19 protein-coding genes are annotated in these 23,071 nt (G+C 65.7%); 6 read left to right on the top strand and 13 right to left on the bottom strand.

Going from position 1 to position 23,071, the window contains the following annotated elements:
• Positions 1-2 precede the first annotated feature (2 nt).
• The 5 genes from QUG03_RS03775 to QUG03_RS03755 form a co-directional block, all read right to left on the bottom strand.
• Positions 3-1,862 (bottom strand): tetratricopeptide repeat protein, encoded by a 1,860-nt coding sequence (locus tag QUG03_RS03775; RefSeq protein WP_500819404.1) that lies wholly within the window; start codon positions 1,860-1,862, stop codon positions 3-5.
• Positions 1,863-2,139: 277 nt separating this feature from the next.
• Positions 2,140-4,017: a methyl-accepting chemotaxis protein gene (locus QUG03_RS03770; RefSeq protein ID WP_227105066.1), complete on the bottom strand. Its 1,878-nt coding sequence runs from the start codon at positions 4,015-4,017 to the stop codon at positions 2,140-2,142.
• Between the two features lie 398 nt (positions 4,018-4,415).
• Positions 4,416-6,044 (bottom strand): 3-(methylthio)propionyl-CoA ligase, encoded by a 1,629-nt coding sequence (locus QUG03_RS03765; protein WP_107800662.1) that lies wholly within the window; start codon positions 6,042-6,044, stop codon positions 4,416-4,418.
• A gap of 204 nt (positions 6,045-6,248) precedes the next feature.
• The gene (locus tag QUG03_RS03760; protein WP_107800663.1) at positions 6,249-6,773 is read right to left on the bottom strand and encodes a response regulator transcription factor; all 525 of its coding nucleotides are present in this window, start codon (positions 6,771-6,773) and stop codon (positions 6,249-6,251) included.
• Positions 6,773-8,050, bottom strand: coding sequence for an ATP-binding protein (locus QUG03_RS03755; protein WP_227105070.1), 1,278 nt, complete (start codon positions 8,048-8,050; stop codon positions 6,773-6,775). The genes QUG03_RS03760 and QUG03_RS03755 overlap by 1 nt, the downstream gene beginning before the upstream one ends.
• Positions 8,051-8,170: 120 nt before the next feature.
• On the opposite strand from QUG03_RS03755, the gene QUG03_RS03750 reads away from it, so the two are divergent.
• Together QUG03_RS03750 and QUG03_RS03745 are read left to right on the top strand one after the other, a co-directional pair.
• Positions 8,171-10,147 carry a TonB-dependent copper receptor gene (locus QUG03_RS03750; protein ID WP_500819402.1) on the top strand — a complete coding sequence of 659 codons (1,977 nt, stop codon included), beginning with the start codon at positions 8,171-8,173 and terminating at the stop codon, positions 10,145-10,147.
• A gap of 196 nt (positions 10,148-10,343) precedes the next feature.
• The gene (locus QUG03_RS03745) at positions 10,344-10,772 is read left to right on the top strand and encodes a hypothetical protein (RefSeq protein ID WP_500819401.1); all 429 of its coding nucleotides are present in this window, start codon (positions 10,344-10,346) and stop codon (positions 10,770-10,772) included.
• A 261-nt stretch (positions 10,773-11,033) separates the two neighbouring features.
• Here QUG03_RS03745 and QUG03_RS03740 read toward each other — a convergent pair whose 3' ends face one another.
• Both QUG03_RS03740 and QUG03_RS03735 read right to left on the bottom strand, forming a co-directional pair.
• Entirely contained in the window at positions 11,034-12,386 is a 1,353-nt protein-coding gene (locus tag QUG03_RS03740) for an ATP-binding protein (protein WP_235086338.1), read from the bottom strand.
• Positions 12,383-13,045, bottom strand: a complete 663-nt coding sequence (locus QUG03_RS03735) for a response regulator (RefSeq protein WP_107800668.1) — start codon at positions 13,043-13,045, stop codon at positions 12,383-12,385. Before QUG03_RS03735 ends, QUG03_RS03740 begins: the two co-directional genes overlap by 4 nt.
• 219 nt (positions 13,046-13,264) lie before the next feature.
• Here QUG03_RS03735 and QUG03_RS03730 point away from each other — a divergent pair, with 219 nt between their 5' ends.
• The gene (locus tag QUG03_RS03730; RefSeq protein WP_107800669.1) at positions 13,265-14,095 is read left to right on the top strand and encodes a UDP-2,3-diacylglucosamine diphosphatase; all 831 of its coding nucleotides are present in this window, start codon (positions 13,265-13,267) and stop codon (positions 14,093-14,095) included.
• Positions 14,083-15,123, top strand: a complete 1,041-nt coding sequence (locus QUG03_RS03725; RefSeq protein ID WP_253313677.1) for a glycosyltransferase family 4 protein — start codon at positions 14,083-14,085, stop codon at positions 15,121-15,123. Before QUG03_RS03730 ends, QUG03_RS03725 begins: the two co-directional genes overlap by 13 nt.
• Positions 15,124-15,631: 508 nt before the next feature.
• On the opposite strand, the gene QUG03_RS03720 is transcribed toward QUG03_RS03725, so the two are convergent.
• A complete protein-coding gene (locus QUG03_RS03720; RefSeq protein ID WP_158274344.1) occupies positions 15,632-15,805 on the bottom strand; it encodes a hypothetical protein in 174 nt (57 codons plus the stop codon).
• A 44-nt stretch (positions 15,806-15,849) separates the two neighbouring features.
• On the opposite strand from QUG03_RS03720, the gene QUG03_RS03715 reads away from it, so the two are divergent.
• On the top strand, positions 15,850-16,632 hold the full coding sequence (locus QUG03_RS03715) for a ferredoxin--NADP reductase (protein WP_019104206.1): 783 nt from the start codon (positions 15,850-15,852) through the stop codon (positions 16,630-16,632).
• A 109-nt stretch (positions 16,633-16,741) separates the two neighbouring features.
• On the opposite strand, the gene QUG03_RS03710 is transcribed toward QUG03_RS03715, so the two are convergent.
• From QUG03_RS03710 to xth, 4 genes are all read right to left on the bottom strand, one after another.
• Positions 16,742-17,869: a pyridoxal-phosphate-dependent aminotransferase family protein gene (locus QUG03_RS03710; RefSeq protein WP_227105079.1), complete on the bottom strand. Its 1,128-nt coding sequence runs from the start codon at positions 17,867-17,869 to the stop codon at positions 16,742-16,744.
• Positions 17,870-18,087: 218 nt separating this feature from the next.
• The gene (locus tag QUG03_RS03705) at positions 18,088-18,621 is read right to left on the bottom strand and encodes an acid-shock protein (protein ID WP_107800672.1); all 534 of its coding nucleotides are present in this window, start codon (positions 18,619-18,621) and stop codon (positions 18,088-18,090) included.
• 157 nt (positions 18,622-18,778) lie between these two features.
• Positions 18,779-19,486, bottom strand: coding sequence for a rhodoquinone biosynthesis methyltransferase RquA (gene rquA, locus QUG03_RS03700; RefSeq protein ID WP_500819400.1), 708 nt, complete (start codon positions 19,484-19,486; stop codon positions 18,779-18,781).
• 112 nt (positions 19,487-19,598) lie between these two features.
• Entirely contained in the window at positions 19,599-20,372 is a 774-nt protein-coding gene (gene xth, locus QUG03_RS03695; RefSeq protein ID WP_107801970.1) for an exodeoxyribonuclease III, read from the bottom strand.
• Between the two features lie 220 nt (positions 20,373-20,592).
• Here xth and QUG03_RS03690 point away from each other — a divergent pair, with 220 nt between their 5' ends.
• Positions 20,593-20,769 carry a hypothetical protein gene (locus QUG03_RS03690; protein WP_158274345.1) on the top strand — a complete coding sequence of 59 codons (177 nt, stop codon included), beginning with the start codon at positions 20,593-20,595 and terminating at the stop codon, positions 20,767-20,769.
• Positions 20,770-20,980: 211 nt separating this feature from the next.
• Here the strand turns inward: QUG03_RS03690 and QUG03_RS03685 are convergent, their stop codons facing one another.
• Positions 20,981-23,014 (bottom strand): M3 family metallopeptidase, encoded by a 2,034-nt coding sequence (locus QUG03_RS03685; RefSeq protein ID WP_107800674.1) that lies wholly within the window; start codon positions 23,012-23,014, stop codon positions 20,981-20,983.
• Positions 23,015-23,071 lie beyond the last annotated feature (57 nt).

Genomic DNA, 23,071 nt, shown 5'->3' with positions numbered 1-23,071 from the left:
GCTCAACCCTTAAGGTCCGGATCGCCCGGCAAGGCGCTCGCCAAGCGCGCCAGCGGCGCCGTCCAGTCCCCTGCCTCGCTTTGGCGGAACAGACGATGGCGCGGATACCAGGGCGTGGTTTCGCTCTCCAGCCCCCAGCGCCAGTCGGCGTGCCGCGCCGACAGCAGCAAGGCGCAAGGCAGCCCCAAAGCGCCGGCCAGATGGCCGAAGGCGGTGTCCACCGTCACCAGTCCGTCCAGCTCCGCCAGCAAGGCGGCGCTGGCGGCGAAATCCGCCAACTCATCGCCCAGGGCCGGCACGCCGCGCGCGCGCAGCCAATCGCGCTCGGCCTGGTTCAGCTCCGGCTGCAAGGCCAGCCACTGAACACCGGGCAAGGCCAGCAGGGGAAGCAACGCCTCCGGGCCCGGCAAGGAGCGGCAATGGTCGAACTCGTGCTCCGGCCGGCCGCGCCACACCAGGCCCAATTTGCGGCCGCCGGCCGGCAAGCGCGCGCGCCAGGCGGCGCGGCCGGCGTCGTCGGCGCGCAGATAGGCCGGCGCTGGCGCGGGCTCCGGCTGCAAGAGGCCGGGCAAACTCATGGAAAACACATGGCAATCGTGTGCCGGCCACGGACCGGCGAGATCGCTTATCGGCAGCCACTCCACCGGCCAGCCCTGCGCTTGCAGCAAGGGCAGCAGGACAGGCCGGCAGGCGATGATCACGCGCGCCGGCCCGCGCCCCAGCAGCAGCGGCAGGTAACGCGCCGTCTGCAAGGCGTCGCCGTAACCCTGCTCGAACCACAGCAGCAGACGGCGGCCGGCCAAGGCCTCGCCGCGCCAGCGCGGTGAGCTCAAGGCCGGCGACGGCGCGGTTTCCAGCCGCGCCTCGTGCAAGGGCCAGCCCTCGCCCCAGCGTCCCTGGGTCAGCAGCAAATAGCCCAGATTGCGACGCAGCCCGGCGTGCAGCGGCTGAGCGTCCAGCCCCGCGCGCAGCGTAGTTTCGGCCTCTTCCCAACCGCCTTGCTGCGCCAGAGCCAGCGCCAATTGCTGATGAGCGTCCGCGTCCGACGGCTCCAGCGCCAAGGCGCGGCGCGCCAGCGGCTCCGCCTCCTCGCTGCGCCCCTGCCGCCACAAACACAGGGCCAGATTGCCCAGCACCTGCGCCTGTTCCGGCGCGCGCTCCGCCGCCGCGCTCAAGCAGGCCTCGGCCTCGGCCCAACGCCGCTGCGCCTGCAACAACAAACCCAGATTGCTCAGCGCGCCGGCATGGCTCGCCTCCAGCGCCAGCGCCCGGCGCAACAACGTTTCCGCCTCGGCCCGCTCCCCGCGCTCCGCCAGCCTTTGTCCCAGCAGATTGAGCGCGTCCACGTCGTCCGGCGCGCAGGCCAGCGCCCGGCGCAAGCAGTCCTCGGCCTCCTCCGGCCGCAGCCGATACAATAAACGGCCCAGATTGAAGCAATGAACGGCGGACTGCGGCCGCAGCCGCAGGGCCAGCCGATACTGGGCTTCGGCTTCGTCCAGCCGTCCCGCCTCCTCCAGCAAGACGCCCAGATTGCCTTGGCAGGCCGCGTGCTCCGGACGCTGCGCCAGTTCCGCACGGAAATGCGCCTCCGCCTGCGCCAACTGGCCTTGCGCCATCAGGCAGCGGCCCAGATTGTAATGGGCGTCCGGCGTCCGCGGATCGCATTGCAGCGCCTGACGCCAGCACTGCTCGGCCATGGCCAGTTGCTCCAGCCGCGCCGCGCATACGCCCAGCAGGTTCCACAATTCGGCGTTGTCGGCCTGGGCCTGCAAGCCGCTTTGCGCGGCCAGCAAGGCGCCGTTCAGATCGCCGGCGGCCAATAAGGCGCCGGCGCGCAAGGCGTGGGAAGTCGGTTCGGTCATAAGTTTTCAGCGCCCGGAACGCAAGCGCCCCGGCTCCGTTCCGATTAAGCGCTTTTTGAAATCAGCGGAATATCGTCTCCCGCATAGTAACCAGCATCTCTCCTTGATGAAAACGCCCTTTGCCGTGCCCCGCCTGAATTTCTTCCACGCGCGGCGGCCTTTTCACTGGGGGGCGGCAAGAACGCTGCCTGCCGGCTGGATGCTGGGGCCGGCTGAGCCGCCTATGAAAACGGCCGGGGAGCATGCTCCCCGGCCGTGTGTTCTTGCTCTCGCCGTTTTACAAACGGAATTTGTCGAACTCGGCGTTCATCTTGCCGGCATTGAGCGACAAGCCGGTTAGCGTGCTGCTGACGTTCTGCAAGGAGTCGTCGTTTTCCAGCACATGGCCGTTGATCGCCTCCGAGCTTTGCGCGATCAAGGTGGTCGCCTTGTGCTGCTCGCTGGTGGAATCCGAAATCTCGTTCATCTTGGCCACCACGTCCAACATGGACGCGCGGATTTCCTCGATCTTGGCCACCGCTTCGCGGGTCAGCTCCACGCCCTCGTCCACCGCGGCCACGGTCTGATTGACGTCGTTGACCGCGCGGCCGGTTTCGTCGCGGATGGCGCTGACCATATTGGAGATTTCCAGCGTGGCCTGGGCGGTGCGCTCGGCCAGCTTGCGCACCTCGTCCGCCACCACCGCGAAACCGCGGCCCTGTTCGCCGGCGCGCGCGGCCTCGATCGCCGCGTTCAAGGCCAGCAGATTGGTCTGGTCGGCGATGTCGCGGATCACATTGGTGATGCCGGAAATTTCCTGAGAGCGCTTGTCCAGCGAGGACAACATGGTTTCCAGGCCGCGCACCGACTGCACCGTGCCCTCCATGCCGCTGGACAGCCTTTGCATATTGCTGGCGCTGGCCTCCAGGCTGGCGCCGGTCAGGCTGGTCAGCTCGTCGGCCTGGCGCGCGCTGTCGGCGATGTGGGAGATGGACACCGTGATCTGCTCCAGCGTGGCCGCGTTGGACGAGGACACATCGGAAATATGGCGCGAGCTGTCCGCCACGCCGGCCACCAGCTGGCTGGCGTCCTGCACCCCGTTGACCACGCCGGCGGCGTCCTGCTTCAGGCCGCGGAACAGCTGGGCCAATTGGGCGACGAAGGTGTTGAAGGCGCGCGCGGTGGCGGCGATTTCATCCTGGCCGTCGTCCTTCAGCCGCAAGGTCAGATCGCCCTCGCCGTGGGAAATGTCCTCCATCGCGTTCTTCAGCCGCACCAGGCCGGCCAGCATGCGGCCTATCACCAGACTCGCCAGCGGGATCATCAGCACGAACACCAGCGCGGTCAGGCCGGCGATGGTGTACAGCAGCGTGGTCAGCGGCGCCAGCACGGTGGCGCGGTCCGCCGCCAAGGCCATCACCCAGTTGGTGCCGGGGATTTCCTGCGCCGACAACAGCATGGCCTGGCCGCCGATCTGCACTTCCGACGCCTGGTCGTGGCTGACGATGTCCGCCAGCCGTTCCGGCGTCAGTTCCGGCGCCACGCTGGTGATGGGCTTCAGCGCCAGATCGGTTTGCGGATGGGCGATCACCGTGCCCTTCTTGTCCATGATGAAGGCGTAGCCGTTGCCGCGCACTTTCAGGCCCAGCACCGATTTCACCAGCGTGTCCACCATCACGTCGCCGCCCACCACGCCGGCGAAAGCGCCGTTGTGGTTGAAGGGCGCGGAAATGGTCACCGTCAGTTTCTTGGTGGCTTCGTCCAGATAGGGGTCGGTCACCACCGCCTGGCCGCTGTCCTTGGCGCGCTTGTACCAGTCGCGGTCGGCCACCTTGTAGTCGGCCGGCGCCGTCCAATCATCGGAAAACAGCGAGCGACCGTCGGCGTAGCCGGCGTAGTTGACGTTGAAACCGCCGGCCTTGGCGCCGGTCTTCAGGAAGCGGAGGGCGTCGGGCTCGGACGCCATCGTGCTCTGCGCGACAATCTGCTGTTTCTTCTCGCCCAGCCAGGTGGTCACCACCGCGCTTTGTCCCATCAGGCTGGCCTCGAACTCCTGGTCCAGGCCCTGCAATATTTCCGTGCGCATCTGCACGAAGACGATGACCACCAGCACCAAACCAAACAGCGCCATCAATAGCGCGTTCAGGGCGATCAGCCGGCTACGGAGCGATTTCATAACAGTCCTTTTTCTCGCGTGATTGACAACCATGGTTTTGATGCCCCGCCTTGCCGCGCGACACTCCCCTTACCGTTGGCAGCCAATTGTTATTGTTGGTTTATCTTCGGCCAGTTTAACGGATGTAACCCGTTTTAAATATCAAATATGGGTACAGTTGTGACAGATTATGATTTTGTTTGATCAAACACAGGAGCAAGGGAAGACGCGCGCCGGACGGCGGGCAAAAAAAACCCCCTGCGGTTTGACAACGGCAGGGGCCAACACGAGGAAGAAACGTCGTCCGGCGGACCGGCCGACATTTCGAGGGGCTAACACCTCAAAACCATACGGTTTTCAGTGCAGCCGCCACTGTAGCGTAATTACTCTATTCAGTCCAGTCCATTCCGCGACCGACGTCAGGAACGCCAGCGAAAATCGCGGAACTGCTCGCGCAGCCGCACCTTCTGCAATTTGCCGGTGGCGGTGTGCGGCAGCTCCTCGACGAAGGCCACATCGTCCGGCGTCCACCATTTGGCGATCTTGCCTTCGTAAAAGCCCAGCAGCTCTTCCGCCGTGGCGCTGGCGCCGGGCTTGAGCACCACCACCATCAGCGGCCGCTCGTCCCACTTGGGATGCGGAATGCCGATGGCCGCCGCCTCCGCCACCGCCGGGTGGCCCACCAGGATGTTTTCCAGCTCGATGGAGCTGATCCACTCGCCGCCGGATTTGATCACGTCCTTGGTGCGGTCGGTGATGCGCATGAAGCCGTCGGCGTCTATGGTCACCACGTCGCCGGTGTTGAACCAGCCGTCGGCGCTGTGGCTCGCGTCCAGTTCGCGGCGGAAGTATTGCGACAACACCCACAGGCCGCGCACCTGCAAGTTGCCGAAGGCCACGCCGTCGTGCGGCAGCGGCTTGCCGGCGTCGTCCACGATGCGGAGTTCGACGCCGTAGATCGGCCGCCCCTGCTTGGACAGCAGCGCATGCAGCCGGGACGGCTCCAGGCCCTCATGCTTGAGCTTGGGCGTGCCGGTGGTGCCGCAGGGCGACAGCTCGGTCATGCCCCAGAGCTGGCGCATTTCCACGCCGTGCTCGGCCAGTTGTTCGATCATGCTTTCCGGCACCGCCGATCCACCGGCGATCACCCGCTTCAGGGAATGCAGCTTCAGATGGTTCTTCTGGCAATGCTGCAACAGCATCATCCACACCGTCGGCACCCCGGCGGTGACGGTCACCTGCTCGCTCTCGATCAGTTCGTACAGATTGACGCCGTCCAGCTTGGGTCCGGGCAGCACCAGCTTGCTGCCGTTCATGGTGCAGCTGTAGGGCAGGCCCCAGGCGTTGACGTGGAACATCGGCACCACCGGCATCACGCAGGCGCGGGCCGAGATGTCGAAACTGTCCGGCAAGGCGCTGCCGTAGGCGTGCAGCACGGTGGAGCGATGCGAGAACAGCACGCCCTTGGGGTTGCCGGTGGTGCCGGAGGTGTAGCACAGGCTGGACGCGGCGTTTTCGTCCAGCAACGGCCACTGGTACTGGTCGCTGTGGCTGTTGACCAGATCTTCGTAGCACAAGAGATTGGACAGCGGCGTCTGCGCCGGCATATGCGCCTTGTCCGTCATCAGCACGAAGGCCTCCACCGTGTCCAGTTGCGGCGCGATCTGCTCCACCAGCGGCAGGAAGCTCAGGTCGAACATCAGCACCCGGTCTTCCGCGTGCTGGACGATCCAGGCGATCTGTTCGGCGAACAGCCGCGGGTTCACCGTGTGGCACACCGCGCCGTAGCCGGACACGGCGAAGTAAGTCTCGTAATGGCGGTAGCCGTTCCAGGCCAGGGTGCCGACGCAGTCGCCCTGGCGCACGCCCAGCGCCGCCAGCGCATTGGCCAGTTGGCGCGCGCGCCGCGCCGCCTCGCGGTAGGTGTAGCGATGGATGGGCCCCTCCACGGTGCGCGACACGATGGGCGTGTCGCCATGGTAGGTTTCGGCGTGACGCAGCAAGTCGGAAATCAGCAAAGGCCGGTCCATCATCTGTCCGCGAAGCATGGTAATCCCCTCCATTGGCATGGTTATGGACATTCACCATACGGCGGCTAGAGTGGACGCTCCAATCAATTTTTCTGATGGCGCGGCCAAGCCGGATTTATACCCCCGTCATGACACGGTAATTGAAGAACAAAGACCGCTACAATCCGCATCCAGCCCATTGGCGGCGGACCGCCGCGCTGTAGCAATGCAACAGGCCTGGCTTCAACTCTTCACCGGCTTCTTCGCCAGCATCCGCTGCAAAGTGCGCCGGTGCATGTTCAAGGCGCGGGCGGTGGCGGAGATGTTGCCGTCGTTTTCGCTGAGCACCCGTTGCAGATGCTCCCAGGTCACCCGCCGCAGCGACATCGGCTGCGGCGTCAGCGGCAGCTCGGGATTGGCCTGCTGCTGTTCGAAAGCGGCCAGGATTTCGTCCACCGTCGCCGGCTTGGCCAGATACTGCACCGCGCCCAGCTTGGTGGCCTCCACCGCGGTGGCGATGCTGGCGTAGCCGGTCAGAATCAAAATGGCGCTGCGCGGGCAGGCGGCGAGCAAGGCCGGCAGCAGACGCAGCCCGCTGTCGCCGTCCAGGTTCAAATCCAGCACGATGCGCGCCGGCGCGTCGCCGGCCAATTCCAAGGCCTGCGCGGCGGTTTGGGCCGCCGCCACTTCAAAACCGCGCCGGCTCAGGGAGCGCGCCAGAATGGCGACGAAGGCCTCGTCATCGTCCACCAAGAGAAAATCCAGCATCAGGCTCCTTCCTTATCGTCCGCCAGCAAGGGCAGGCGCACCTGCGCGTGCACGCCGCCCTCCGGCCGGTTCAGCAAACGCAGCGAACCGCCCAGCCGCGCCAGCGTCGCATGGCTCAGCATCACGCCCAGGCCCATGCCCACCGGCTTGTCGGACGGCAGCGGGGTCAGGCCGGCGCGCTCCAGCTGCTGCTCGGTCAAACAGCCCTGATGATTGACGATGTCCAGCAGCAAGGCCCCCTGCTCCAGCCGCGCCGCCACCGTCAGTTCGCCGCCGCCGGCTTCGGCCGCGTTGTTGATCAGATTGAAAAACGCCGGCCAGAACGCCGGGTCCAGCGTCGCCAGCGGGTCCGGCCCGCGCGGCGTCTGCCAGTCCAGCCTCACGTCCGGCCGCAGCGAGCGCCAGCCGGCCAGGCGCTCGGCCAAGGCCGCGAACAGCGCGGTCTCCCCCGGCGCGGACTCCGAACCCAGCTTCAAGCGCGCCAGCGCGCTGCCGCAGTTGGCCAGCTGCGCCTTCATCAGCAGCAAGTCTTCCATCAGCTCGGCGTCCCGCTGCCGCGTGGCCAGCAACTCGTCCACCAGCAGCGTCATGGTGTTCAAGGGCGTGGACAACGAGTGGGCGGCGCCGGCCGCCTGCATGCCCACCGCCAGCAATTGCTCGTCGCGCAGCTGAGTTTCCCGCGCCGTCGCCAGCGCCGCCTCGCGCAGGGCCAGCTGCCGCGCCAGCCAGGACACGAAGCCGGCGATCAACAGCGCCGACAGCGCGAAGCTCAACCACATCCCGGTCAGATGCATGGAGAAGATGTGCAGCGCGTTGCCGTGGTCCACCGGCCAGCTCAGATGCCACTCGAACAGCAGGCCGTAGGCGGCGACGCTGGCCAGCGCCAGCGCCCAGGCGAACAGGCCCGGCGACAACAGCGCGGCGAACAGCACCGGCGGCAAAAACAGCGAAGCCAGCGGATTGGCCGCGCCGCCGGTGAAGGCCAGCAGCTCGGTCAGCACCAGCACATCGGCGGACAAGCCCAAACGCAAGGCCAGCAAGGGGTCGCCGCCGCGGCGCAGCCACCACGGCAGGCAGACGTTGACCGCGGCCAGCGTCAGCAGCGCCTGGGACAGCAAAGGCCAGGGCAGGTAGACGTGCTGCCACCAGCAGACCAAGGCCACGGTGGAGCCCAGCAGCAGCATCAGCCAGCGCAGCCAGCCTATCAGCCGCGCCGAGCGCGCGATGTCAGCGGTCAGGCCCAGGCGGGGGGAGGAAACGGGGAATCCGGCAATCATGGCCGACACTTTATCACCATGCGCCGAACAGGGGCGCTGCGACACTTTGCCGCATTGGGCCGCTGCAACTCGCAACTTAGAATTGTCACCTCTAAATTTGTTAACGTTAGTTTCTAAAAAATGACTAAAAAACCGTATTTGCTGCCGATTCCCCTGGCGCTCGCCGTCGGCCACGCCTTTGCTCAGGAACTGCCGGAATTCCGCGGCGAGGAAGTGCTGGTCACCGCCACCAAGGCGGAACAGCCGCTGAAAATGTCGGTGGACCCGCGCGCGCCGCGTCAGCCGCTGCCCTCCGCCGACGGCGCCGGCCTGCTCAAGGGCCTGCCCGGCTTCAACGTGATCCGCAAAGGCGGCGCCTCCGGCGACCCGCTGCTGCGCGGCCTGGGCGGCTCCCGCCTGGCCATTCTCGCCGACGGCAACTTCGTGTTCGGCGGCTGCGGCGGTCGCATGGACCCGCCCACCGCCTATCTCTATCCGGACGCCTATGACGAGGTGAACGTGGTCAAGGGCCCGCAAAGCGTCAAGCTCGGACCCGGCCTGATCAGCGGCGGCGTCAACTTCGAACGCAAGACCAAGCGCTTCGACGAGGCCGGCGTGCGCTTCAACGGCAGCCTGACCGGCGGCAACGCCGACCGCAACGACGCCTACGCCGACGCCGCCTTCGGTTCCAGCCTGGGCTATGTGCGCGCCATCGCCAGCCGCAACCATGGCGGCGATTACAAGGACGGCAAGGGCAATAAGGTCCACTCCAGCTTCGACCGCGACAGCCAGACCCTGATCGCCGGCCTGACACCGGACCAGGACACCACGCTGGAACTGGCGCTGGACCGCAGCCGCGGCCAGGCCGCCTACGCCGACCGCGGCATGGACGGCAGCAAGTTCGACCGCGACGCCTGGAGCTTCAAGGCCGAGCGCCGCAATCTCAGCGGCTGGCTGGACGCCGTGCGCCTGCAACTGGGCCATAGCGAAGTGGACCACGTGATGGACAACTACTCGCTGCGCCCGCAGACCGCGCCGGCGGACCGCGCGGCGATGAATCCCGACCGCAGCGCCGACACCGGCCGCCTGGCCGCCGACATGGCCTTCGGCGACTGGGAAGTCAGCGCCGGCTTCGACTGGCTGCGCGACCGCCACCGCAGCCGCATGGGCAAAGGCCCCAACGTCGGCCAATACGTGGATCAGCCGCGCACGCCCAATCAGAGCTTCGACAACCACGGCGTCTACGCCGAAGCCAGCCGCCCGCTGGGCGACGGCGGCAAGCTGATCGCCGGCCTGCGCCGCGACCAGACCCAGGCGGTGTTCGAAGCCAAGGCCGCCGCCATGGGCCAGCCGGCCCAGCCGCGCCGGGAAACCCAGTACCAGCTCAACGCCGGCTTCCTGCGCTATGAACACAGCGCCGGCAACTGGACCCGCTACCTCGGCTTTGGCCAGGCGGAACGCGCGCCGGACTTCTGGGAGCGCAACAAGAACGACAGCCTGAACAGCGAAACCAACCGCCAGCTGGACGCCGGCCTGCTCTACCGCGGCGACAAGCTGCAAGGCTCCTTGTCCGCCTACGCCAGCCGCGTGCAGAACTTCATCCTGGTGGAAGGCAGCGCCGGCGCCGTCGGCAACAAGGCCCGCAATATCGACGCGCGCCGCTACGGCTTCGAAGGCGACCTCAGCTGGCGCTTCGCGCCGGAATGGACGCTGTCCGGCAGCCTGGCCTGGGTCTGGGCTGCCAATCTCGATGAAAACCGTCCGCTGGGCCAGACCCCGCCGCTGGACGCCAAGGCGGCGCTGAAATGGGACAACGGCAAATACGCGGCCGGCCTGACCGTGCGCGGCGTGCAGCGCCAGGACCGCGTGGCGCCCGGCCAGGGCAATATCGTCGGCACCGACATCGGCGCGACCCCGGGCTTCGGCGTGGTGTCGCTGGACGGCGGCATGAAGCTGAACAAGCACGCCAAGCTCTTGTTCGGCGTCGACAACCTGTTCAACAAGGCCTACGCCGAAAGCGTCAGCAAAGGCGGCGCGATGGTGGCCGGCTACGACCGCACCCTGCAGGTCAACGAGCCGGGCCGCACAGTGTGGGGCCGCGTGCAACTTCAGTTCTGAGAACGTGTTTACAATCTTGCGAGCGAAGGCGGGACAAGGCGAAAACCGCTGAGAAAGCGGGGTGTACACACGGTATATGAGCATTTCGACGTTGTGCTCGCCGCGCCACGTCTCACGACGCGCAGCAGATCGTAAACAGGCTCTGAGCGCGCGGCCTCTCGCCGCCATGCCTCCAGTCTGCTAGGCTGGAGGCCTTTTGCCACCGCCCAAACCTCACCGCCGGATGAAAACGCCCTATCTGAAAATACTCGCCTGCGGCCTGACCCTGTTCATCCTGCTGGGTCCGCTGGTGGCCTTGCTGGCCAGCGGCGTGGTGCCGATGATGGCTTATTTGATGGGCGCGATTCCGGCGCTGGGCTTCGGCCTGCTGCTCTGCCTGCTGCGCATGCTGCTGGCCCGGCCCATCGCCGGCTGGCAGCAAGGCTGGCCGCGCTGGCTGCTGGCCCTGGTCGCCTTCCTGCCCGGCGCCTTCAGCGGCAGCGTGGTCACCTTCGTCTACGCCCGGCTGGCCGAGCCGCTGCTGTACAACGACCTGATGAACCTCTATCTGGGCGCGATGGCCGGCGGCGTCTGCAACGCGCTGTTCTGGCTGATGCGCTTCGGCGCGCCTAAACGCCCGGGCTAGACAAAAAGAAAGCCCGCCGAAACCGGCGGGCCGCAACCAAATGTAGAACGCTGGCTGCGTCAGGGCCAGCGTCGCCAGCATAGCCGGATTCCCCCTCTGCTCCCATGCGGCGAATTGCCGCAGTCCCAGAGCCTGCTCCAAGCCTCGCCTGCAAGACGAAAACGGCTGAGAAAGCGGAATGCACGAATGCCGCATGAGCGTTTCGAATGCTGCGCTCGCCGCGCCACGTCTCACGAAGCGCAGCGGACTTTGCACCGCTTCTCAGCGCCGCCGCAAGCCGGCCTCCAGCCCGCCGCCGTCTCGCTTGGCCAGAATCAGGCGCAGGCCGTGCAGCTCCGCCACCCGCTCGACGATGGACAAGCCCAGTCCGCTGCCGACCACGTCCTGGCCCGGCGGCCGGAAGAAGCGCTCGCGTATCCGTTCCAGCCATTCCGCCGCCACGCCCGGACCGCGGTCCAGCACGCTGACCGAGTCCTCGGTCAGCACCAGCCGCGCCTCGCCGCCCTCGGCGCCGTAGCGGACGGCGTTTTCCAGCAGATTGCGCAGCATCAGGCCCACCAGGGTTTCGTCTCCGTTCAAGGGCAAGACCCGTTCCGGCACGCAGCGCCATTCGGTTTCCAGCCTCACCCCCTTGAGCGCCGCCTCGGCCGCCATCTCCGCCAACACCCGCTCGGTCAAGGCCGCCCAGGCGATGGGCTCGCCCTGGCGCGGCGCGTTCAAGGGGTCCAGGCGCGACAGGGCCAGCAACTGCTCCACCAAGCGCGTGGCGCGGTCTATGCCCAACATCAATTGCCGCATGGCGTGCCGGCGGCGGCCCTCGTCCGGCAGCAGCTCCAGCACCTCGGCCTGCACTTTCAGCGCCGCCAGCGGCGTGCGCAGCTCGTGCGCGGCGTCGGCGGTGAAGCGGCGCTCGTGTTCCAGCGTGGCCGCGATGCGGGCGAACAAGGCGTTCAGCGCGTCCACCAGCGGCAGCACCTCCCGCGGCACCTCCCGCGACACCGGCTCGCTGTCGTCCGGCGCGCGCTGGGCGATGCCGGCAGCCAGGCGCTTGAGCGGCCCCAGCTCGCGGCGCACCGCCAGCAGGATCAGCAGCAGCATCACCGGCAGGCCCACCAGCCACGGCAGCAGTTGGGCGGACACCACCTTCAACACCATCTCGTGGCGCAAGCCCTGTTTCTGTCCCACCGCCACCAGCCGCGAACCGTCCGGCGCGGCCAGATAGATCAGCCGCCAGTTGTGATCGCTGTCCTTGCCGCGGTAATCGTAGAAGCCGCGCCGCTCCGGCTCGAAGTCGAAGCGACGGCCGCGGCCGTCGCTAAGCAAGAGATTGCCGCGACGGTCCCAGACCGCCAGGCCGAAATCGTCGTTTTCCAGCTGCCCCTTGTCGGCGTGCTTGAGCAGGTGCTTGAGCTTGGGCAGCTCGATCAGCGAATTCTCGCTGACCTCCACCAGCAACAGCTGGCGGGCGAACTGCCCCATCTGGGTGTCGAACAGCTCGTCCACCTCCTCGTGCGCCAGCCAGGCCGCGGTGGCGGAAGCCACCAGCCAGATGGCCGGCACGATCAGCAACAGCAGCAGCAATAGCCGCGCCTGCAGGCTGCGCGGTCCCCTCATGCCGGATCTCCCAGGGTGTAGCCCACGCCGCGCAGGGTGCGGATGAAGGCGCTGCCCAGCTTCTTGCGCAAATGGTGCACATGCACCTCCACCGCATTGCTTTCCAGCTCCTGGCCCCAGCCGTAGAGCTTGTCCTCGATCAGCTCGCGCGGCAGCACCCGCCCCTTGTGGCTGAGCAGCAACTCAAGCAGCGCCAGTTCGCGCGCGGTCAGCTCCAGCGGCGCGCCGTCCAGCGTGGCCGCGCGCGCCACCGGATCCAGACAAAGGCGGCCGTGCCGCCATTCCGGGTGGCTCTGGCCGTGGCGGCGCCTATGCAGCGCGCGCAGCCGCGCCGCCACCTCGCTCAGCGCGAACGGTTTGACCAGATAATCGTCGGCGCCGGCGTCCAGGCCGCCGACGCGGTCCGCCAGCGCGTCGCGCGCGGTCAACACCAGCACCGGCACGTCCTGGCCGCCGCGCCGCCAGGCGGACAGGATGTCCATGCCGTCCATGCCCGGCAGCCCCAGGTCCAGCACCACCGCGTCGTAGGGCGCGGCGCTCAGCGCCGCCAGCCCCTGCTTGCCGTCGCGAAACCAGTCCGCGACAAAACCCAGCTGCTCCAGGCCGATTTTCAACCCGTCGCCGATCTGAGCGTCGTCCTCCACCACCAAAACCCGCATATCCGTCTCCCCGTCGCCGGGCGTTCAAGGTCCCGGCAGCCTAGCGCGCTCTCGCCACCGTCACAAGCGCCGCCGCAAAGCCCGATTGCAACAGAGCGCGCTTAAGACAATCTTAAAGGCCCCGCTCAAGAAATTTCATCGCGTCGTCACCGAAATCTCACGCGACTGTCACCTGCCGCTGTCAGCATCGCCAGCAGTCCACAGGCCGACGGAGCCGCCATGCAGCCAGACCCCGCCCCCGACAGCGCCCGACAACTGCGCGCGATCTGGATTTCCGACGTCCACCTCGGCACCTCCGGCTGCCGCGCCGACCACCTGTTGGACTTCCTGCGCTGCCACGAATCCGAATACCTGTACCTGGTCGGCGACATCGTCGACGGCTGGCAGCTGAAAAAATCCTGGTACTGGAAGCAGAGCCACAACGACGTGGTGCAAAAAGTGCTGCGCAAGGCGCGCAAGGGCACCAAGGTGATCTACGTGCCCGGCAACCACGACGAGGCGGCGCGCCAGTACGCCGGGCTGGACTTCGGCGGCATCGCCATCCGTCAGGAGGCCGAGCACCGCACCGCCGACGGCAAGCGGCTGCTGATCCTGCACGGCGACGAATTCGACGGCGTGATCCAGTACGCCAAATGGCTGGCCTATGTCGGCGACACCCTCTACACCCTGATCCTGGAACTGAACCGCGGCTTCAACTGGGCGCGGCTGAAACTGGGCCTGCCGTACTGGTCGCTGTCGCAGTACCTGAAACACAAGGTCAAAAACGCGGTCAACTTCATCAGCAATTTCGAAACCATTCTCGCCGGCGAAGCGCGCCGGCGCGGCTACGACGGCGTGATCTGCGGCCACATCCACAAGGCCGAGGTGCGCGACATCGACGGCATTCTCTACGGCAACAGCGGCGACTGGGTGGAAAGCCTGTCCGCGCTGGTGGAACACGCCGACGGCCGGCTGGAAGTGCTGTACTGGACCCAAATGGGACAGCCGGCCGCCGCCTTGCAAGCCCAAACGGCGCAAGCCGACCACAAGGAGACGACATGCGCATCCTGATTGTCACCGACGCCTGGCTGCCCCAGGTCAACGGCGTGGTCCGTTCGCTGACCGAAACCGCGCGCGAACTGGCCGGCTTCGGACACCAGGTGGAAATGATCACCCCGCAGGCCTTCCGCACCCTGCCCTGCCCCACCTACCCCGACATCCGCCTGTCGCTGTTTCCCTACCGCAAAGTGGCCGACCGCATCGCCGCCTTCGCGCCGGACGCCATCCACATCGCCACCGAAGGGCCGCTGGGCCTGGCCGCGCGCCGTTATTGCCTGCGCCACGGCCTGGCTTTCTCCACCGCCTATCACACCCGCTTTCCGGAATACGTGCACGCCCGCTGCCGGCTGCCGCTGGCGCTCAGCTACGCCTGGATGCGCCGCTTCCACAACGCCGCCCATTGCGTGATGGTGCCCACCCAGTCCATCGCCGACGATCTGAGCGCCCGCGGCTTTCACAACGTCAAGCTGTGGAGCCGCGGCGTGGACACCGCGCTGTTCAGCCCCGGCCCGCGCGAGCGGCTGGACGGCACCGCGCCGCCGCGCTTCGTCTACATCGGCCGGGTGGCGGTGGAAAAGAACATCGAAGCCTTTCTCAAGCTGGAGCTGCCGGGCAGCAAATGGGTGGTGGGCGACGGCCCGCAGCTGGCGCGGCTGAAGCAGCACTATCAGGACGTCCACTTCGCCGGCATCTTTCCCCAGCACGAGCTGGCGCGCTTCTACCGCGCCGCCGACGTCTTCGTGTTTCCCAGCCTGACCGACACCTTCGGCCTGGTGCTGCTGGAGGCGATGGCCTGCGGCACGCCGGTGGCCGCCTACCCGGTGGCCGGGCCGCTGGACGTGGTGGGCGACAGCGGCGCCGGCGTGCTGGACGCCGACCTGCGCGTCGCCTGCCTGAAGGCGCTGGAACTGGACCGCGGCCATGTACGCGCCGTCGCCGAGCGCTACTCCTGGCAGGCCGCCAGCCGCCAGTTCGAACAACATCTGCGCCCCGCTCGGCTGGCGCTGGACGCGCCGCTGGCCGACCCTAAGGTCAGTTGAGGCCGCCGCCCGCCGGCTTGCATTGGGAACGGCAGCGTCTATAGTGGAATGGTCAACACGACAGGGAGGGTTCCGAATGCTTTCATGGCAGTATGCCGGCGGCCATCCAGTTTTCCACGCGTTGAGCATTGGCCAATAAACACGGCCAGCCAAATCGGCACAGTCCGCAACGCCAAGCCAGCCTCCAAGACGGAGCGCATGCAACACCGGCCAGGCCGGTCCGCCAAATCCAGAGTCAATAAACTTGTGATTACCGTTTGTCGATTTGCCCATTAAGAAAGAAGCGGTTGGTCTTTCTGTGATGTCCATCAAGGACACGGTGCGCGGCAAGCTGCCATGATGGCGGCGCCGCCACGACACGGCATCGTCGTAGCGCTGTCTTGTACAGCCCGCTCTTTGGTAACGGCCTTGCGGTAAAGCGGTGGTCGTGCGGTTCTGCAAGGGTAAAGCGCATAGTCTTTCTCTGTAAGTTGTCCGAGAGGGCGTCCCGCCACGGTGACGCCCTCTTTCATTGCGTCGCGGACAAATAACGCGCAGCGATAAACACATCAGAAAACAATCGTTCGGCGGCGACGGCAATGTCGGTTAACATGCTGTTCCAATTGAATTTAACGTCGATATCGCCGGCCTTGCCCAGTAAGAACAAGCGGCGAAGCGACAAACCGGTTAAAATCGGCCCCATACTTTTCGAGCTTCTACTTCATAAATTAGCGAGCAGCAAACCTTATGTCCTCTCCCAACCTGACCTCCGAAAAGGTCCTGTCCGTCCATCACTGGAACGACACCCTGTTCAGCTTCACCTGCACCCGCGACGCCGGCCTGCGCTTCATCAACGGCCAGTTCGTGATGATAGGTCTGGAAGTCAACGGCAAGCCGCTGATGCGCGCCTACTCCATCGTCAGCTCCAACTACGAAGAACACATGGAGTTCTACAGCATCAAGGTGCAGGACGGTCCGCTGACCTCCCGCCTGCAGCACCTGAAGGTGGGCGACACCGTGATGATCAGCAAGAAGCCCACCGGCACCCTGGTGCAGGACAATCTGCTGCCCGGCAAAAACCTCTATCTGCTGTCCACCGGCACCGGCCTCGCCCCCTTCATGTCCATCATCAAAGACCCGGACGTGTACGAGCGCTACGACAAAGTGATCCTGACCCACGGCGTGCGCTGGGTCAGCGAGCTGGGCTACCACGACTACATCACCAAAGAACTGCCGGAAAACGAATTCTTCGGCGAGATGGTGCGCGAGAAACTGATCTACTACCCGACCGTGACCCGCGAGCCCTTCCGCAATCAGGGCCGGCTGACCGACCTGATCACCAGCGGCAAGCTGTGCGCCGACATCGGCCTGCCGCAAATGAACCCGGAACACGACCGCGCGCTGATCTGCGGCAGCCCGTCCATGCTGCACGATCTGTGCGAGATCCTGAACGGCATGGGCTTCAAGGAATCCCCGCGCATGGGCGAACCGGCCGACTACGCGATCGAACGCGCCTTCGTCGAAAAATAAGCCGATCCGCCTCCCGCGGCAGCAAAAACGCCATCCTTCGCGGATGGCGTTTTTCATCTCCCGGCGGCGCGGCGCGCGCTGACTCGCGCCCGCCGGACACCGGCCGCGCTTACTTCAACACGCTCTCCAGCGCCTTCAGGCACAGCGCCACGTTCTCGCGGCGCGCACCGTAGCCCATCAGGCCGATGCGCCAGGCCTTGCCGGCCAGATCGCCCAGGCCGCCGCCTATCTCCAGGTTGTACTCCTGCAACAGACGATTGCGCGTGGCCGCGTCGTCTATGCCCTCGGGAATATAAACCGCGTTCAGCTGCGGCAAGCGCGCCGCGGCGTCCACCACGAACCTCAGCCCCAGCTTCTCCAGGCCGTCGCGCAGAATCAGATGCATGTCGCGGTGGCGCCGCCAAGCCGCCTCCAGGCCCTCGCCGGCCAGCTGGCGCAGCGATTCGTGCAGCGCGTACAAGGCGTTCACCGGCGCGGTGTGATGGTAGCTGCGCTTGCCGCCGCCCCAGTAGGCCATCACCAGGGTCTGGTCCAGGAACCAGCTGGGCACCGGGCTTTGCCGCGCCTGCAGCTTGTCCACCGCCGCCGGCGAAAAAGACAAGGGCGACAAGCCGGGCACGCAGGACAGACACTTCTGGCTGCCGGAATACACCGCGTCCACGCCCCATTCGTCCACGCGCAGCTCCACCCCGCCCAGCGAGGTCACCGCGTCGACGATGCTCAGGCAGCCGTGGCGTTTGGCCAGCGCGCACAGCGTCTTGGCGTCGGACAGCGCGCCGGTGGAAGTCTCGGCGTGAACGAAGGCCAGGAAGCGCGCGTCCGGATTGGCTTTCAAGGCGCTCTCCACCGCGTCCGGATCCACCGGCTGGCCCCAGGGGCTGTCCACCAGCACCGGCACCGCGCCCAGCCGCACCACGTTCTGGCGCATGCGCTCGCCGAACACGCCGTTGCGGCAGACGATGACCTTCTCGCCCGGCTCCACCAGGTTGACGAAGCAGGCTTCCATGCCGGCCGAACCCGGCGCCGACAGCGCCACCGTCATCGGGTTTGCGGTCTGGAACGCGTATTGCAGCAGGCTTTTCACCTCGTCCATCATGCCGACGAACAGCGGGTCCAGATGGCCGACGGTGGGGCGGGCCTGGGCGGCCAGCACTTCCGGATAAACGTCGGACGGGCCCGGCCCCATCAGAATGCGGCGCGGCGGCAGGAAGGCGGAAACTTGCGGGGCGGCTAGCATGGAAGCTCCTTAAGCGCGAAATCAATGGACGAAAGCGGTTTCAAGCCGGGGGCATGCGGCCGGCATCGAAGCGTTTGAGTGTAACAGCATAAGGCCGCCGGGCGCGCCTGTCCTGCCGGCGGTCCCGTTCAAAAAGAAAAAGGAGGCCGCGGCCTCCTTTGAGTCTTGGCCTCCCTGAGGGGCCTGTTTTTTTTAGCGAGCCAGACGCGAGGTCCGGTTTATTTGGCAGCCGATGCAGCGGCCTTCTTGGCCTTGCCGGCGTGCTTCTTGTGTTGAGCGGCCTTTTTCTCTACTTTCTTGGCCGGAGCGGAGGCCTCGGCCTTGGCGGCCTGGGCTTTCTGCGCCGGAGCGGAAGCGGCTTTTTTAGCGTGCTTGGCGTGCGGCTTTTTAGCGGCGTGCTTCTTGGCCGGAGCGGAAGCTTCAGCCTTGGCGGCCTGGGCTTTCTGGGCGGCGGCGGAAGCGGCCTTCTTCGCATGCTTGGCGTGCGGCTTCTTGGCGGCGTGCTTGGCCTTGGCCGGAGCGGACGCTTCAGCCTTGGCGGCCTGGGCTTTTTGCGCCGGAGCGGAAGCGGCTACCTTTTCGCCTTTCTTGGCGTGGTGGATCTTGGCCGGGTGCTTTTCAGCTTTCTTGGCGGCCGGAGCCATTTTGGCTGCCGGAGCGGAAGCGGCCGGCTTGGCGGTTTCGGCGGCGAAACCAGCGGCGGAGCTCAGGCCGAAAGCGGCGGTCAGGGCAAGCAGAGTCAGTTTGTTCATGATGCATCTCCAGTTTCAGGCTTGGGAGCCTTGGGCTCCCGTTCACCGATCACATCGCGCCGGATTCGGCGCTTCCTTGAGACGTATCCTAGCCCTGCCCCCGTCCCGGGTCTGTTAGTCGCTTGTAAGCCCGTGTAACGTCAAGTACGGCGCGCCCTCAAGGCTTCCTCTTCGCCGTCGTCACCTGGTACACCCCGCCGAACAGGGTGCGCTTGCTCCAGTCGAAGCCGTCCGCCTCTTGCGCGTAGTCGCGAATCTCATGGTTCCACAAGGCCTCGGCGAACGGCTCCAGCACGCGGTTCACCCATTTGAGCAGCCAGCCTATCGGCTGCCACGGCTTGGGCCTATGGTAGTCGACGAAGACCGCGCGGCCGCCGGCCGGCACCTGGGACAGCATATTGTCGACGATGGCGCGCTTCAGATGATCCGGCACCTCATGCAGCAGGAAGAAACTGCAGATCAAGTTGAAATCGTCGGACTCCAGCCGGTGATTGCCGGCGTTGGCGCGCACCACCGCGGCTTGGGGGCGATCGCGCAGCTTGCGCTCGGCGTGCTCTATCTGCACCGGCGTGATGTCGGTGAGCACGAAGCGCCCGTCCCCGCCCACCCGGTCCGCCGCGCGCTGCACCAGGTCGCCGTAGACATGGGCCACCTGCCACACCTTGTCGCCGGGGCGGATCTGCTCCAGATAGGCGCGCATCAGCCTTTGATCGTTGAAGAACAACAAGACGCGCACCACCAGGTTGCGATCCAGCCAGCCGGCCTTGCGCGGGTTGACGTAAGCCCAGTCGTACACCTGGGTCATGTATTCCGGTACGCCCTCGTAATACGGGTCTACCGGCAGTTTGGGGTGGTTTTGGGTCATCGCGCAGCCATCTGAAAGCAAGAAAGCTCCAGACTAGCAAAACCGGCCGGCGATATTTTTGAGGCAAGCCAAGAAAGCTGGCGGATAGGCCGGCCGCGGCCGGCCTTTAGGCTCAATCGGCCAGGGTCAGCACCACCGGAGTGTGGTCGGACGGACGCTCCCATTTGCGCGGCGCCTTGTCGATCACGCATTCCAGCGCGCGCGGCTTCAAGGCGTCGCTGACCAGGATGTGGTCGATACGCACGCCCTTGTTGCGACGGAACATCATCGCGCGGTAATCCCACCAGCTGTACTGTTTCTCCTCCTGATTGAACAGGCGGAAGCTGTCGCTCAGGCCCAGCGCGATCAGGCGGCGGAAGGATTCGCGTTCCGGCGTGCTGCACAACACTTGTTCGTGCCAGCTTTCCGGGTCGTACACATCGCGGTCTTCCGGCGCGATATTGTAATCGCCCAACAGCAGCAACTGCGGGTGGCGTTGCAGCTCCGCGGCGACATAGCGCTCCAGATTGGCCAGCCACTCCAGCTTGTACGGATACTTGGGCGAATCCACCGCCTCGCCGTTGACGAAATAGCCGCAGATCACGCGGATGCCGTTCACCGTGGCGGCGATCACCCGGCGCTGCTCGTCGCCGTAATCGGGGATGCCGAGCACCACGTCTTCCAGCTCCAGCGGCGCGCGCACCAGAATGGCCACGCCGTTGTAAGTTTTCTGGCCGAACCAGGCCGCGCGGTAGCCGGCCGCTTCGATCTCGGCCAAGGGAAACACGTCCTGATCCATTTTCAGCTCTTGCAGACAGAGCACGTCCACCGGGCTGTCCGACAGCCATTGGATCACCTGCGGCAGGCGGACCTTGAGGGAATTGACGTTCCAGGTGGCAAAACGCATCGACGGGCTCTCCAAATGTTTTTCATGCAAAGGCCGACACCATAACCGCAGCGCGCGGCACTGCCAAGCTTTGGGCGGCGACAGTCGATGGCGTCGATTATTTGATGCTTGATTAAACAAAAGTGTTTAAACAAATAAACAACAGCCGGACGACGGGAATTTGCCAAGGCCCGGAACCACGGCCTATGATCGAAAGCGTCGTCGTAACCGGAGCAAGTTCTTGACTATCAAGCACAAGCAGCACGACGCGCAACAGGCATTATGCCCGACGCGCAACCCCAACCGCCCTCGTCTGGCGCCGTTGACCCCGCCGTTCTCGATGCGGACCCCTACCTTCCAGCACCGCCACACCCTGCAGCCGCTGACGCCGCCCGCCAAACCAGAGCGGGACGACTGAATCTTTTTAGCCGCGCGATCCGCGGCAAAAAAAAAGGCGCCTCCGTCTACACGGAGGCGCGCAATAGACACTATATCAATCTACCCTGATATGCGTCTGGCTCGCTTGCTGCTCTGGAGATAACCCACTGAGCAAAAAATTAGAGCCGCGGCGCTTCACAAGAGTTCCGACAAAGCCCGGAATATTTTTCCCTCAGCATAAAACGGCCGTTTCAAACTGTTTCCACCATGCCGGAATGGCGCAGCAAGGCGTCGATCTGCGGATCGCGGCCGCGGAAGGCGCGGAAGGATTCCAGCGCCGGACGGCTGCCGCCCACCGCCAGGATTTCGTCCCAGAAGCGCTTGCCGGTGTCCGCATTGGCGCCGCCGGCCTCCTCGAAAGCCGCGTAGGCGTCCGCGGACAGCACTTCCGCCCACTTGTAGCTGTAATAGCCGGCCGAATAGCCGCCGGCGAAAATGTGGCTGAAGCTGTTGGGGAAGCGGTTGTAGGCCGGCGGGAAGTTCACCGCCACCTCGCCGCGCACCTCTTCCAACAGGGCCAGCCAATCGCCCTTGTCGGCGTCGAAAACGCTGTACAGCTGCAGGTCGAACAGCGCGAACTCCAGCTGGCGCACCGTGGCCATGCCGCTCTGGAAGTTCTTGGCCGCCAGCATCTTGTCGAACAGCTCGCGCGGCAAGGTCGCGCCGCTGTCCACATGACGGGTCATGCCCTGCACCACGTCCCATTCCCAGGCAAAGTTCTCCAGGAACTGGCTGGGCAGCTCCACCGCGTCCCATTCCACGCCGTTGATGCCGGCCACGCCCAGTTCGTCGACGCGGGTCAGCATATGATGCAGGCCATGGCCGAACTCGTGGAACAAGGTGATCACTTCGTCGTGGGTGAACAGCGCCGGCTTGTCGCCCACCGGGCGGGTGAAGTTGCAGGTCAGATAGGCGATCGGGGTCTGCACCTGGCCACTCTTGCGGCGGCGGCCGCGCGCGTCATCCATCCAGGCGCCGGAGCGCTTGCCGTCGCGGGCGTACAGGTCGAAATAAAAGCTGCCGACCAGTTGGCCGTCCTTGTGGATGTCGAAGAAGCGCACGTCCTGATGCCAGACCGGCGCGCTGCTAGGCCGCACCTCGATGCCGAACAGCGTGGACACCACGCCGAACAGGCCGGGCAGCACCTTGCTTTCCGGGAAGTACTGCTTCACTTCTTGCTCGGAGAAGGCGTAACGCGCCACCCGCAGCTTTTCCGCGGCGTAGGCCAGATCCCAGGCTTCCAGCTTGGCCAGGCCCAGTTCGGCGGCGGCGAAGGCCTCCAGCTCCTGGCGGTCCTTGACCGCGAACGGCTTGGCGCGCGCGGCCAGATCGCGCAGGAAGGCGATCACCTGTTCCGGGCTTTCCGCCATCTTGGTGAACAAGGACAGTTCGGCGAAGTTGGCGAAGCCCAGCAGCTGGGCCTCCTCGCGCGCCAGCTTCAGCTTTTCGCGGATGATGGGGCTGTTGTCGCGTTCGGCCGGGCCGAACTCCGACGCGCGCTGCACATTGGCCTGGTACAGCTTTTCGCGCAGCGCGCGGTTGTCCGCGTACTGCAGCACCGGGAAGTAGAACGGGAATTGCAGCGTGATCTTGTAGCCGCTCTTGTCGTCGCCGGCCGCGGCGGCGGCGAACAGTTCCAGCGAATCCTCGGGCACGCCGGACAGCTCGGCCTTGTCCTCGATATACAGGCTGAAGGCGTCGGTGGCGTCCAGCACGTTCTGCTCGAACTTGGCGGACAGCTCCGCCAGCCTCGTCTGGATGGCGGCGAAGCGCTCTTTTTCCGCCTGCGGCAATTCCGCGCCGGACAGGCGGAAATCGCGCAGATCGTTGGATACGATCTTCTTGCGCGCCGCGCTGTAGCCGGCGTGCTCCGGGCTGGCCGCCAGCGCCTTGAAGCGGGCGAACAGCTCCAGGTTCTGGCCCATCTCGGTCCAGAACTCGGAAATTCTCGGGATATTGCTGTTGTAGGCCTCGCGCAGCTCCGGCGTGTTCACCACCGCGTTCAGATGGCCCACCACGCCCCAGGCGCGGCCCAGATGCTCGGTGGCGTCGGTCAGCGGATCGACGAAGCTTTCCCAGCTGGGCGCGCCCTGCTCCGCGGTCAGCCGCGCCACCGCGGCGCGCGCGGCGGACAGCAATTCGTCGATGGCGGGGGAAATGTGCTCCGGCTTGATCTCCGCGAAACGGGTCAGTCCGGAAAAGTCCAGCAAGGGGTTCTGGCTCATATTGGCATCCTGTGGGGGTATGATAGGAACTTTACCCGATTTCAGATGAGGACAGAC

The organism is Chromobacterium sp. CCUG 30098, assembly GCF_059916605.1.
This window is presented reverse-complemented; position numbering and strand designations above follow the sequence as displayed.